This window comes from Leuconostoc fallax, assembly GCF_004354645.1.
GTDB lineage: Bacteria > Bacillota > Bacilli > Lactobacillales > Lactobacillaceae > Leuconostoc_B > Leuconostoc_B fallax.
On the sequence record NZ_PUFI01000013.1, the window covers coordinates 83856 to 97906 of the forward strand.

8 protein-coding genes, 1 tRNA gene and 3 rRNA genes are annotated in these 14051 nt (G+C 42.6%); 9 read left to right on the plus strand and 3 right to left on the minus strand.

Annotation, left to right across the window (positions count from 1 at the left end):
* Nucleotides 1–53: 53 nt before the first annotated feature.
* The 3 genes from C5L23_RS04260 to C5L23_RS04270 form a co-directional block, all read right to left on the minus strand.
* Nucleotides 54–1484, minus strand: a complete 1431-nt coding sequence (locus C5L23_RS04260) for an aspartate ammonia-lyase (RefSeq protein WP_010006914.1) — start codon at nt 1482–1484, stop codon at nt 54–56.
* A 104-nt stretch (nt 1485–1588) separates the two neighbouring features.
* Nucleotides 1589–2269, minus strand: a complete 681-nt coding sequence (gene rpiA / locus C5L23_RS04265) for a ribose-5-phosphate isomerase RpiA (protein ID WP_010006915.1) — start codon at nt 2267–2269, stop codon at nt 1589–1591.
* Nucleotides 2266–2553: a GNAT family N-acetyltransferase gene (locus tag C5L23_RS04270; RefSeq protein WP_010006917.1), complete on the minus strand. Its 288-nt coding sequence runs from the start codon at nt 2551–2553 to the stop codon at nt 2266–2268. The genes rpiA and C5L23_RS04270 overlap by 4 nt, the downstream gene beginning before the upstream one ends.
* 107 nt (nt 2554–2660) lie before the next feature.
* Here C5L23_RS04270 and C5L23_RS04275 point away from each other — a divergent pair, with 107 nt between their 5' ends.
* The 9 genes from C5L23_RS04275 to rrf all read left to right on the plus strand — a co-directional run bounded on the left by C5L23_RS04275 (nt 2661) and on the right by rrf (nt 14039).
* The gene (locus C5L23_RS04275; RefSeq protein WP_010006918.1) at nt 2661–3200 is read left to right on the plus strand and encodes a dCTP deaminase/dUTPase family protein; all 540 of its coding nucleotides are present in this window, start codon (nt 2661–2663) and stop codon (nt 3198–3200) included.
* A 30-nt stretch (nt 3201–3230) separates the two neighbouring features.
* Nucleotides 3231–4598, plus strand: a complete 1368-nt coding sequence (radA, locus tag C5L23_RS04280) for a DNA repair protein RadA (RefSeq protein WP_133264331.1) — start codon at nt 3231–3233, stop codon at nt 4596–4598.
* Between the two features lie 129 nt (nt 4599–4727).
* Complete coding sequence (gltX, locus tag C5L23_RS04285) at nt 4728–6227, plus strand: glutamate--tRNA ligase (RefSeq protein ID WP_010006919.1); 1500 nt, start codon at nt 4728–4730, stop codon at nt 6225–6227.
* 164 nt (nt 6228–6391) lie between these two features.
* A complete protein-coding gene (locus C5L23_RS04290) occupies nt 6392–6937 on the plus strand; it encodes a biotin transporter BioY (RefSeq protein WP_010006922.1) in 546 nt (181 codons plus the stop codon).
* A 118-nt stretch (nt 6938–7055) separates the two neighbouring features.
* Nucleotides 7056–8465, plus strand: a complete 1410-nt coding sequence (cysS, locus tag C5L23_RS04295) for a cysteine--tRNA ligase (RefSeq protein ID WP_010006923.1) — start codon at nt 7056–7058, stop codon at nt 8463–8465.
* Between the two features lie 519 nt (nt 8466–8984).
* A 16S ribosomal RNA gene (locus tag C5L23_RS04300) occupies nt 8985–10551 on the plus strand.
* A gap of 112 nt (nt 10552–10663) precedes the next feature.
* Nucleotides 10664–10736, plus strand: a tRNA-Ala gene (locus C5L23_RS04305).
* 201 nt (nt 10737–10937) lie between these two features.
* Nucleotides 10938–13846 (plus strand): 23S ribosomal RNA (locus tag C5L23_RS04310).
* Nucleotides 13847–13922: 76 nt separating this feature from the next.
* Nucleotides 13923–14039 (plus strand): 5S ribosomal RNA (gene rrf, locus C5L23_RS04315).
* Together the 16S, 23S and 5S rRNA genes with 1 tRNA gene alongside form the textbook arrangement of a ribosomal RNA operon.
* Nucleotides 14040–14051: the final 12 nt, after the last annotated feature.

Genomic DNA, 14051 nt, shown 5'->3' on the forward strand with positions numbered 1-14051 from the left:
CATAATTATTATAGCATAATTGACTTATTACAGAAAACGCTTACAATGGTTAATTAATTCTCATCCTTAGGTGCTTGGAACACTAAACCGTGTTCTGGGGTTCGTGCGTTGATAACGAGCTCTTCTACACGGAAAATATGTTCTAATTGTTGGTCGGTAAACAAGTCTTGTTGCGTGGCGATTTGCCGTAAGGTTTTACCTGTTTTTAAGGCAGATTTAGTGAGTTTAGATGCAGCATTGTAACCTATGATAGGTGACATAGCCGTTGCAAAACTCGTAGAGAGATCAATATCTTGCGCGAGACGTTGACGATTAGCGCTAATCCCATCGATAGCGTTTAGTCGTAGAGTTGTCATCGCGTGAGTGAGATGTTCAATACTAGCAAAAAGACTTTTGAACATAATGGGTTCAAAGGCATTCAATTCCAGTTGACCGGCCTCTGCAGCTGCAGTGACTGTTGCGTCAAAACCAAAAACTTCAAAAGCAACTTGATTGACGACTTCAGGAATGACGGGGTTCACTTTACCTGGCATAATTGATGATCCGGCCTGTTTAGCGGGTAGATTAATTTCTAAAAATCCAGATCGTGGTCCAGAACTTAATAAACGTAAATCATTAGCCATCTTTGATAGGTTAACAGCTAATGTTTTCAATTGACTAGAGAGCATGACGAAAGCGTCCGCATTTTGGGTACCATCAAATAAATCACTAGTCTGTTCAAGGGATAAGTGCGTGATACTTGCTAAATTATCCACAACATGAACTTGGTAATGATAGCTGACATTAATACCAGAACCAATAGCTGACCCACCAAGATTGATACTGTGTAATGCTTTTTCGGCAGCTTGTAGGCGTTGATAATCTCTTTGTAACGGCTTTAAGAAAGCGTGAAAACTATTGCCCAGTGTTGTCGGTACTGCATCTTGGAGTTGTGTTCGCCCCATTTTGTAAATAGATTTAAACGATTCTGCCTTATAAGATAGGCTGTTGATAAGTGCATCTAGCTCAGTAAATAGCGGTGCTAAAAGTCGGATTAAGGCAATTTTTCCAGCACTTGGATAAGTGTCATTGGTACTTTGCCCCATATTGACATGGTCGTTAGGATGAATGTACTGATAATCACCGCGTTCACGGCCCACCATCTCTAAAGCAGTGTTAGCAATAACTTCATTGACATTCATATTTGTACTGGTGCCTGCGCCCCCTTGAATTGCACTAATTGGAAACTGCTTTAAATCAATGGGACGTGATAGTAACACTTTAACCGCAGCAACAATATGTTTAGCTAATGGTCGTGGTAAACTACCAGACGTTGCATTAGTTTGAGCAGCAGCTTGTTTAATCTGGAGAAAAGCACGAATCAACTCGGGATGGGTAACTTGAGTCGTAATCGGAAAATTATCTAATGCTCGTTGTGTATGAATACCGTAATAAACGTCAGATGGTAGAGACAATGAACCAATTGAATCAACTTCGTTGCGCATGATGAACCTAGCCTTTTTAGTTTTTATTATTTTAACGTTAAAGCAGATAGACTAAGTAAAACGTGTTAGCATTTTTGACATAAAAAAATAGCAGTATCACACTGCTATTTGACGTCAATAATTTTAGAGTCAGTATCTGTACCGATAACAACTTGATTCACGATATTTAAGAAGAGACCGTCTTCAACGACACCTACCATTTCAGATAACAAATGGCTGAGATCTTGTGGACTTTCAATGGCGGGTAAGTGTAAATCAATCAAAAAATTAGCAGAATCAGTTCGGACTGGATTGCCATTTTGATCAAGACGCCAAGTTGGTTGTAGTCCATCGTTTTCTAAACGACGAAATAGTTGGTCTGATCCGTATGGAATAACCTCTACAGGTAGGTATTGGGTTAATTTTTCAACACGCTTGCTTTCATCAATTACCCATATGTTACGTTTTGAGTTTACCGCAACAATTTTTTCCCATAGCAGTGCGGCACCACCACCTTTAATTGCTGCAAATGAATCATCAATTTGGTCGGCACCATCAATTGTTAAATCGATTTGGTCCACATCATCGACATTGTACATGGGAATACCAAGTTTAGCAGCTGTGCGACGTGTACGTTCAGAAGTGGGAACACCCACAATCTTTAAATTTTCTTCAGCCACACGACGACCTAATTCAGTAATGACGTGGGCGATAGTTGAACCTGAACCAATTCCGACTATCATATCGTTTTCAACAAACTGAGCGGCGCGCTTACCAGCGATAGCTTTTTGGGTATCTTGACTCATGGCTTGTATTCAATCTCCTGGTATTTTTCTGGATAACGTTGAAAGGCTGCCTTGGCATAGGGACACACGGCTTTAATTGTTTTGTCTTCTGACTTAGCATCAGTGACAATCGCATCAAGTAACTGACTGGCAATGCCTTGGCCACGTAATTCAGGAGAAACAAAGATACTGTCTACAGTGTAGGTCATGTCATGATTGATGTATGCGTAGTCGAGTTCAGCCAGAATACGACCGCTAGCATCAGCAATGAAATAACGATGTGTATCACGTTGGATATTTTCCATAATCAATACCGCCTTTTTTCTTTTATTATCCTTTAAATCTCTGAAGGTTTCAAATCATTTATCGTATAATAGATAGATAACTAACTTAAGTAAGGAACTAATATTTTATGACAATTCGTGGATTTGAAGTAGTGAGCCGTTATCAAGATGCTCAGGTAAACCTACCTAAACGCGCAACACAGCAAGCAGCAGGATATGATTTTGAAGCATCAGAAGATATAACGTTACCTAGCGTTTTAAGTAATCCATTTTTTAGAGGATTAAATATTTTTTCACTTGGTAAGTTAAAAAATGTGAGTGATAATGAGGATTTACAACAATTATTGAAGCCAGTACTTGTGCCAACAGGTATCAAAGCATATATGCAAGAAGGCGAATATCTACAGTTGGTATCACGTTCTTCTGGACCAATTAAAAAACGTATTATGATGCCAAATGCTGTGGGTATTGTGGATGCTGATTATTATAATAATGATAACAACGAAGGGGAAATCTTTTTCCAGTTTATTAACTTTGGTATCCGTGATGTACATATCAAAAAGGGTGAACGTATCGGACAAGGTATCTTTCTACCTTATTTACTAGCAGATAGCGATGCTAATGATGACAAAACAGTCCGTGTCGGTGGATTTGGGTCAACGAATTAAACACTAATTGACGATATTTTGGGAGGCAAAATGGCAAAAGTAAAAACGCAATTTATCTGTTCTAATTGTGGATTTGTATCTGCGCGTTACCTGGGACGTTGTTCTAATTGTGGTGAGTGGGGAACTTTTGTTGAAGAAAAAATCCAACCGGATACAAATGATCGCAAAAGTCGTGTTAGTTTAGACGGTCGCTCAGCAAAAGTGGAAAAAATCAATGAGGTAACGTCTGAATCAACACCGCGTGTCGCGACAAAACTACAAGAACTTAACCGTGTTTTGGGTGGTGGCGTTGTCCCTGGATCGATGGTATTGATCGGTGGTGATCCAGGCATTGGAAAATCTACCCTGTTACTTCAAGTATCAGGTCAATTGGCACATCAAGGTCGTGTTCTGTACGTTACCGGCGAAGAGAGTGCGCAGCAAGTGAAGTTGCGTGCGGATCGGTTAGGGGTTGGTAACGATGAGTTTTATTTATATCCAGAAACTGATATGGTGGCTATCAAAAAACAAATTGATGAACTATCTCCTGACTTTGTTGTCATTGATTCAGTACAAACAATGCAAGAACCAGATGTTCAGTCCGCAATTGGATCAGTATCGCAAATTCGAGAAGTAACGGCAGATTTGTTACAAATCGCCAAAACCAATAATATTACAGTCTTTATTGTGGGACATGTGACAAAAGAAGGTGCGATTGCAGGACCTAAAATTTTAGAACATATGGTCGATACAGTACTTTATTTTGAAGGTGACAGTAACTATAAATACCGTATTCTTCGAGCGGTTAAAAATCGATTTGGGGCGACTAACGAATTAGGCATTTTCGAAATGCGTAATGGTGGTTTACAAGAAGTTAAAAACCCATCGGAAATTTTTTTGGAAGAACGTCTAGCCGGTGCAACCGGTTCCGCTATTGTAGTGGCCTTAGAAGGGTCACGTCCTATTTTGGTGGAATTACAGGCTTTAGTTACACCAACGGTTTTTGGTAATGCACAACGAACAGCTGCTGGTCTAGATCGTAATCGTGTATCGTTGATTATGGCAGTTTTAGAGAAGCGAGCTAATTTATTATTGCAAAATCAAGATGCGTATTTGAAAGCTGCTGGTGGTGTGAAGCTGGATGAACCAGCCATTGATTTGGCGATTGCGATTGCGATTGCCAGTTCATATCATGATAAAGAATCTCAACCAAGTGATATATTTATTGGGGAAATTGGGTTAACTGGCGAAGTACGTAGCGTTACAGATATCGAAGGACGGCTAAAAGAGGCGCATAAATTAGGCTTCAAGCGTGCTATTGTTCCCAAAAATAATTTAACAGGTGTTACTTTACCAGACGGGTTAAATGTGGTTGGCGTCACAACGATTAACGAGGCCTTGCAATTAGCCATTAATTAAACACGATTTCTAAAGGGAATCATCATACTTTTGTTGTATACTGGTTGTTGATTGACATTATGTCATAGGATTGATTCTGCATCTTAATTGCAAATCATGACAGACTAAAATTTAGGAGTTTATAACATCATGACAGAAGAAATTCGTGTGCGTTATGCACCTTCTCCAACTGGACATTTACACATTGGAAACGCCCGTACAGCAATCTTTAACTGGTTATTTGCCCGCCACTATAACGGTAAGTTTATTATCCGTATTGAAGATACCGATCAAAAGCGTAATATCGCTGATGGTGAAACATCACAGTTAGATAACTTGAAATGGTTAGGTCTTGACTGGGATGAAGCACCTGACTTTTCTGGTGAATACGGTCCTTATCGTCAATCTGAACGTAACGAACAGGGGATTTATCAAGAATATATTGAAGCCTTATTAGAAAAGGGCTTAGCTTACAAGTCATATAAAACATCAGAACAACTGGCTGCAGAGCGCGAAGCACAACAAGCAGCCAAACAGGCACCACACTATGTTTACGAATACGAAGGCTTAAGCAATGCTGAACGCGAAGCAAAATATGCTGACTTTGAAGCTCAAGGGCTAAAGCCAGTTGTTCGTTTCCGTGTACCTGAAGATAAAGTTTATGCTTGGGATGATATCGTTAAAGGACACATTGAAATTGGTGCCAAAGAAGTTGGTGGTGATTGGGTCATTCAAAAAGCAGATGGTATGCCAACGTATAACTTTGCCGTAGTTGTGGATGATCATTTAATGGCAATATCACATGTATTACGTGGGGATGATCATGTTTCTAATACACCTAAGCAAATGATGATTTATGAAGCTTTGGGATGGGCAATTCCAAAATTCGGTCATATGGCATTGATTATTAACGGCGCTACAGGTAAGAAGTTATCAAAGCGTGATGAAGATGTCTTACAGTTTGTTGAGCAATATCGTGAACTGGGTTATTTACCGCAAGCAATGTTTAATTTTATTGGCTTGCTTGGTTGGTCACCAAAGGGCGAAGATGAGATTTTCTCAGTTGAAGAATTTATCCAGATGTTCGATGAAACACGTTTGAGCAAGGCGAATGCTAAGTTTGACCAAAAGAAGTTGGAATGGATTAACAACCAATGGATGCGTCGTGACAAGGATAAAGTGATGCCACAGTTGATTGGCGAATTGGTGAAAGCTGATTTGATTTCACAACAGGATGCCGATCAAAAAGTAGAATGGTTAAAATCAGTGATTGATGTTGCTGGTGTAGATGGGATTGCTTATACACAAGAAATTGTTGATATTACACGCCGACCATTCTTTGAATTACGTGAGCCTTTGACCGATGAAATGATTGAATATTTAACGTCAGAAGAAGGGCGCAAAGTGTTCGCAGCATGGCAAACGGCTTATGAAGCCTTACCATTAACGGCAACAGCAGCGGATTATATGGGCGCTATTCGAGGCATTCAAAATGAATTAGAAATCAAAGGCCGTAATCTTTGGAATCCAATTCGTATTGCAACAACACATGAAGTTCAAGGTCCTAATTTACCAGAAATGTTAGTATTGTTAGACAAACAAAATGTACTTCAAACTATGGCAGATGTTAAGGCAAAATATTTAGATTAAAAGTATGATAGAAGATTAGCGCAAGCTAATCTTTTTTATTTTGCAAGGTATCTTTTTATATGTTACCCTATATTAATAATAAAGGTAACAATTAACAACCTTTAAAAATGAGAAACGCAGTGTAGTATCTAAAATATTGCACAGCGCTGGAGTTGGAGTGTATTGTGAAGACAAAAGAAATAACGATGGTGGCATTGATGACGGCGGTATTAATTGTTTTGGGTTTGATACCACCGATTCCATTAGGCTTTATACCTGCACCGATTGTGTTACAGAATCTTGGTATCATGATGATTGCGCTTATATTAGGGAAAAAATATGGCACAATTAGTGTTGCCATATTCCTCATACTAGCCGCTTTAGGGTTACCTGTACTACCAGGCGGACGAGGTGGTATGGCTGTTTTAACAGGACCGACGGGTGGCTATTTACTTGGCTACTTATTAACGCCAATATGTGTATCATTACTAATTCAGGTTGTGTCTGCTAAAAAGATATGGCAAGTATGGTTGTGTTTATTAATCGTGTCATTAGTTATCGTGACAGGTATTGGTATTTTGTGGATGAGTTACAGTACACATTTACCATTAAAAGAAGCGTTGATTGCTAATCTTATTTTTGTACCAGGTGATATTATCAAGACGGTTATTGCCATTTTGATTTTTGACAGGTTGCGCCATACACAGTTGAAAACGAGCATTTTAATGTGATGCGTTGTTAATCAATATAAAAAGCGATGATTTGAGCATTGCTTTTTATTTTGGATAAATATTTTGAATACCCGCTATTTCAGGGTACAATTTAATTATTTACTAGGAGGCAACCACCATGATTCATGTATATAATACATTGACCCACCAAAAAGAAATTTTTAAATCGATTCAGCCTAATTTAATTACCATGTATGTTTGTGGTCCTACTATTTATAACTATATTCATATTGGGAATGCACGTTCAGCCATTGCATTTGATACCATTAGACGTTATTTTGAATTCCGTGGTTACGAAGTGAATTATGTATCCAACTTTACAGATGTTGATGACAAAATTATCAATCGTGCGCATGAAGAAGGTGTTTCTGAAGCCACAATAACTGAAAAGTATGCGCAGGCTTTTGAAAATGATACATTGCCATTAAATATTAAGCCGGCAACAGTAAGATCTAAGGCCACTGAAGTGATTCCTGACATCATTTCATTTGTGTCAGAGTTAATTGCTAAAGGCTATGCATATGAAGCTGATGGGGATGTTTATTTCCGTGCGCGTCAGTTTAAAGGTTATGGTATTTTAGCGCATCAAGATTTGAATGAATTAGAAGCGGGTGCGTCGGGAAGATTAGACCCAGAAGAATTAGCAAAGAAAGAAGACGCGTTGGACTTTGCGGTTTGGAAGTCAGAAAATCGACCAGGTGTGATTTCATGGGACTCACCTTGGGGCAATGGCCGTCCAGGTTGGCATATAGAATGCTCAGTGATGGCGCAAAAGTATCTTGGCAACACCATCGATGTTCACGGTGGTGGCATTGATTTGGCCTTTCCACACCATACGAATGAAATCGCTCAATCTGAGGCGCGTACAGGGCAGACATTTGTTCATTATTGGTTACACAATGGTTTTGTTAATATTAATGATGAGAAGATGAGTAAGTCCTTGGGCAATTTCATCACGTTGCATGATATGTTAGAACGTTATGACGACCCAATGACGATCAGATATTTATTATCAACGACGCAGTATCGACGCCCAATTAATTATTCAGAAGATACTCTAACGCAAGCGCGTGTTGAGTTAGATCGTATTCGTACCGCTTATCGTAATTTGCATTTTAGAATGAAGGATTCAAAAGATGGCCGTAATGAAGCTGTTGAATCTGACATTAATGAATATAAAAAACAATTCATTGCAGCAATGGACGATGATTTTAATACACAAAATGCTTTAGCAGCCATTTTTGAGTTAATTGCGTTAGCGAATACGTATAGTGAAGCTGCCATCATTCAACGTGATACAGCAATGCTGCTTTTGGAGACGATGACAGCTTTGATGCAGGTATTTGGTATTGAAACGTTAATGCCAGTTGAACAATTGACAGTAGAACAACAATCATTATTAGAGCAACGCGTTATTGCACGCCAAAATAAGGACTTTTCTGAAAGTGATCGCATTCGAGATATCTTAAAATTGCAAGATATTATTGTTGAAGATACTGCACAAGGTCAACGGTGGCATAAAGCATAATCAAAAAGACACCCTAGGGTGTCTTTTTTAGTCGAATGATGTTAGTGATTATAGGGGTGATTCCAGATAATATCCGAACGAAATAGCGATAAAAGGGGTGTGGCGCAAGTAAAAAAGAAAAGGGGGTAAAAAGGGCGAAAAAAGGGAAAAAAGGTGTTGACGGTAGCGCACAGGGTTGGTATAGTAATATATGTTGTTTGGCGGAAACGTCAAGCAGGCCAACGGATTGAGCGACTAGGGCGCACCAAGAAATGCAAAAACATTTCAAAAAGGTGTTGACAAGCGTTTGATTAGATGGTAAGATATAAAAGTTGTTTCGTAAGGAAACAACGACATCGCAAGATGTCAGGTAGCACATTGAAAACTGAACAAAACTTTGATAAACAAATGTGTCGGGTCACTATTTTACGAAATAGTGTAAAGAAACAATTTGCGAAGTCAATTCGTAACAAACAATAAACGGATACGCTATAGCAATATAGCAAGTCAGTTAACATTGAAGAGCAATCTTCAAACTTTTAAAATGAGAGTTTGATCCTGGCTCAGGATGAACGCTGGCGGCGTGCCTAATACATGCAAGTCGAACGCTAGTCGCGGACCTGATCACTTCGGTGAGACGTAAAGCATATGGCTAGAGTGGCGAACGGGTGAGTAACACGTGGACAACCTGCCTCTAAGCAGGGGATAACATTTGGAAACAGATGCTAATACCGTATAACAACGCATTTCGCATGAAGTGTGTTTAAAAGGGGCTTCGGCCTCACTTAGAGATGGATCCGCGGTGCATTAGTTAGTTGGTGAGGTAAAGGCTTACCAAGACGATGATGCATAGCCGAGTTGAGAGACTGATCGGCCACATTGGGACTGAGACACGGCCCAAACTCCTACGGGAGGCTGCAGTAGGGAATCTTCCACAATGGGCGCAAGCCTGATGGAGCAACGCCGCGTGTGTGATGAAGGCTTTCGGGTCGTAAAGCACTGTTGTATGGGAAGAATAGTTAATGTAGGAAATGATGTTAATGTGACGGTACCATACCAGAAAGGGACGGCTAAATACGTGCCAGCAGCCGCGGTAATACGTATGTCCCGAGCGTTATCCGGATTTATTGGGCGTAAAGCGAGCGCAGACGGTTCGTTAAGTCTGAAGTGAAAGCCCACAGCTCAACTGTGGAATGGCTTTGGAAACTGGCGAACTTGAGTGCAGTAGAGGCAAGTGGAACTCCATGTGTAGCGGTGGAATGCGTAGATATATGGAAGAACACCAGTGGCGAAGGCGGCTTGCTGGACTGTAACTGACGTTGAGGCTCGAAAGTGTGGGTAGCAAACAGGATTAGATACCCTGGTAGTCCACACCGTAAACGATGAGTGCTAGGTGTTAGGAGGTTTCCGCCTCTTAGTGCCGGAGCTAACGCATTAAGCACTCCGCCTGGGGAGTACGACCGCAAGGTTGAAACTCAAAGGAATTGACGGGGACCCGCACAAGCGGTGGAGCATGTGGTTTAATTCGAAGCAACGCGAAGAACCTTACCAGGTCTTGACATCCTTTGAAGATGTTAGAGATAATATTGTTCTCTTCGGAGACAAAGTGACAGGTGGTGCATGGTCGTCGTCAGCTCGTGTCGTGAGATGTTGGGTTAAGTCCCGCAACGAGCGCAACCCTTATGTTTAGTTGCCAGCATTTAGTTGGGCACTCTAGACAGACTGCCGGTGACAAACCGGAGGAAGGCGGGGATGACGTCAGATCATCATGCCCCTTATGACCTGGGCTACACACGTGCTACAATGGCGTATACAACGAGTTGCGAACCGGCGACGGTAAGCTAATCTCTTAAAGTACGTCTCAGTTCGGATTGTAGTCTGCAACTCGACTACATGAAGTCGGAATCGCTAGTAATCGCGGATCAGCATGCCGCGGTGAATACGTTCCCGGGTCTTGTACACACCGCCCGTCACACCATGAGAGTTTGTAACACCCAAAGCCGGTGGGCTAACCTTCGGGAGGTAGCCGTCTAAGGTGGGACAGATGATTAGGGTGAAGTCGTAACAAGGTAGCCGTAGGAGAACCTGCGGCTGGATCACCTCCTTTCTAAGGATAAACGGAAACCGACGCTGACTTAAATGTCAAATTTGTAATCAAAAGTTTTGTTTAGTTTTGAGTGTGGTACTTTTAAATAGGTATCATAGTCAAGAATGCCTATGGGGAATTAGCTCAGCTGGGAGAGCACCTGCTTTGCAAGCAGGGGGTCAGCGGTTCGATCCCGCTATTCTCCATAGCCGATGTCGTAAGATGTTGGCGTGATGAACATTGAAAACTGAATAGTAACAAATTCTTTTTTTGAAAGATATCGAAAGATATCAAAAAAATTGAACCGAGAAACAACATCAAGTTCTTTAATAAAGAACGGTTTAATCGCAGGTTGTGTTAAAGCAACCAACTCATAAACTGATCGATAGCACTGTGAGGTGTTATCCGGTTAAGTTAATAAGGGCGCATGGTGGATGCCTTGGCACTAGGAGCCGATGAAGGACGTGACTAACTACGATAAGCTTCGGGGAGCGGTAAGTACGCTATGATCCGGAGATTTCCGAATGGGGAAACCTAACATCTTAGGATGTTACTAATACATGAATACATAGTGTATTAGAGGAATACGCTGTGAACTGAAACATCTCATTAGCAGCAGGAGCAGAAAGAAAAATCGATTCCCATAGTAGCGGCGAGCGAAGTGGGAAGAGCCCAAACCAGCATGCTTGCATGTTGGGGTTGTAGGACTGTCGTTGAGTTACCAAGTAATGATATAGGTGAACAAGTTGGGAAGCTTGATCAAAGAGGGTGATAATCCCGTAACCGAAATATGATTACCTCTAGACAGGATCCTGAGTACGGCCGGACACGTGAAATCCGGTCGGAATCCGGGAGGACCATCTCCCAAGGCTAAATACTCCCTAGTGACCGATAGTGAACCAGTACCGTGAGGGAAAGGTGAAAAGCACCCCGGAAGGGGAGTGAAATAGTTCCTGAAACCATGACGCCTACAAGAAGTCAGAGCTCGTTAATGAGTGATGGCGTGCCTTTTGTAGAATGAACCGGCGAGTTACGGTATCGTGCGAGGTTAAGGTGGAAAGACCGGAGCCGCAGCGAAAGCGAGTGTGAATAGCGCGAATAGTACGATGCTGTAGACCCGAAACCAGGTGACCTACCCATGGTCAGGATGAAGGTGAGGTAAAACTTACTGGAGGTCCGAACCGGTGCATGTTAAAAAATGCTCGGATGAACTGTGGGTAGCGGTGAAATTCCAAACGAACCTGGAGATAGCTGGTTCTCTCCGAAATAGCTTTAGGGCTAGCCTCATAATAAGCATACTGGAGGTAGAGCACTGTTAAGCCTAGGGGCCCATCTCGGGTTACCAAAGTTTGATAAACTCCGAATGCCAGATATGTATGTATGGGAGTCAGACGGTGAGTGATAAGATCCATCGTCGAAAGGGGAACAGCCCAGATCGCCAGTTAAGGTCCCTAAATATATGTTAAGTGGAAAACGATGTGAAAGTGCATAGACAACTAGGATGTTGGCTTAGAAGCAGCCACCATTTAAAGAGTGCGTAATAGCTCACTAGTCGAGTGCCTTTGCGCGGAAAATGTACCGGGGCTAAACATATTACCGAAACTGCGGGTGTACTTTAAAGTACGCGATAGGAGAGCGTTGTATAGGCAATGAAGGTAGACCGTGAGGACTGCTGGAGCGTATACAAGTGAGAATGCCGGTATGAGTAGCGAAAGACAGGTGAGAATCCTGTCCACCGAATGACTAAGGTTTCCTGGGGAAGGCTCGTCCACCCAGGGTTAGTCGGGACCTAAGGCGAGGCCGAGAGGCGTAGTCGATGGATAACAGGTTGAGATTCCTGTACCAATGCTAATGCGTTATCACCGATGGAGGGACGCAGGAGGCTAACAGAAGCGCACGGTTGGAAAAGTGCGTGTAAATAGTAAGTCTAGTGAAGAGTGAAATGCTTTTGACTGTTAGGACAAGCTATGATGCGGATCGAAATAAAGTAGAGAAGTCTGTGATGTCACACTGCCGAGAAAAGCTTCTAGGGAGTATTAGGTTGCCCGTACCGCAAACCGACACAGGTAGTCGAGTAGAGAATACTAAGGTGAGCGAGAGAACCCTCGTTAAGGAACTCGGCAAAATGACCCCGTAACTTCGGGAGAAGGGGTGCTGACTTCGGTCAGCCGCAGTGAATAGGCCCAGGCGACTGTTTATCAAAAACACAGGTTTCTGCAAAATCGTAAGATGAAGTATAGGGGCTGACGCCTGCCCGGTGCTGGAAGGTTAAAAGGAGTGCTTAGCTTCGGCGAAGGTGCGAATTGAAGCCCCAGTAAACGGCGGCCGTAACTATAACGGTCCTAAGGTAGCGAAATTCCTTGTCGGGTAAGTTCCGACCCGCACGAAAGGCGTAACGATCTGGGCACTGTCTCAACGAGGGACTCGGTGAAATTTAAATACCCGTGAAGATGCGGGTTACCCGCGACAGGACGGAAAGACCCCATGGAGCTTTACTGTAGCTTGATATTGAGTGTTTGTGCTGCTTGTACAGAATAGGTAGGAGACGTAGAAACCGGAACGCTAGTTTCGGTGGAGTCAAAAGATGGGATACTACCCTCGTTGTATGACCACTCTAACTCTGGCCACTAATCGTGGTCGAAGACAGTGTCTGGCGGGCAGTTTGACTGGGGCGGTCGCCTCCTAAAAGGTAACGGAGGCGCTCAAAGGTTTGCTCAGAATGGTTGGAAATCATTCGTAGCGTGTAAAGGCACAAGCAAGCTTGACTGCGAGAGCTACAACTCGAGCAGGTACGAAAGTAGGACTTAGTGATCCGGTGGTTCCGCATGGAAGGGCCATCGCTCAACGGATAAAAGCTACCCTGGGGATAACAGGCTCATCTCCCCCAAGAGTCCACATCGACGGGGAGGTTTGGCACCTCGATGTCGGCTCATCGCATCCTGGGGCTGTAGTCGGTCCCAAGGGTTGGGCTGTTCGCCCATTAAAGCGGTACGCGAGCTGGGTTCAGAACGTCGTGAGACAGTTCGGTCCCTATCCGTCGCGGGCGCAGGAAATTTGAGAGGAGCTGTCCTTAGTACGAGAGGACCGGGATGGACATACCGCTGGTGTACCAGTTGTTCTGCCAAGGGCATAGCTGGGTAGCTACGTATGGATGAGATAAACGCTGAAAGCATCTAAGTGTGAAACTCGCCTCGAGATGAGATTTCCCATTCGAAAGAAGTAAGACCCCTTAGAGAAGATGAGGTAGATAGGCTAGAAGTGGCAGCGCTGTGAAGTGTGAAGCGGACTAGTACTAATAGGTCGAGGACTTAACCAAAGCAAAGTCCAATGAGTGGTTCAAGAAAGAGAAAAGAATAAGTTACTATTTAGTTTTGAGTGTTGATCACTCAAGGTGTCGTATTGATAGCATAGAGGATACACCTGTACCCATTCCGAACACAGAAGTTAAGCTCTATAGCGCCAAAAGTAGTTGGAGGATCGCTTCCTGCGAGGATAGGACGATGCGATGCCGTACATAGCAA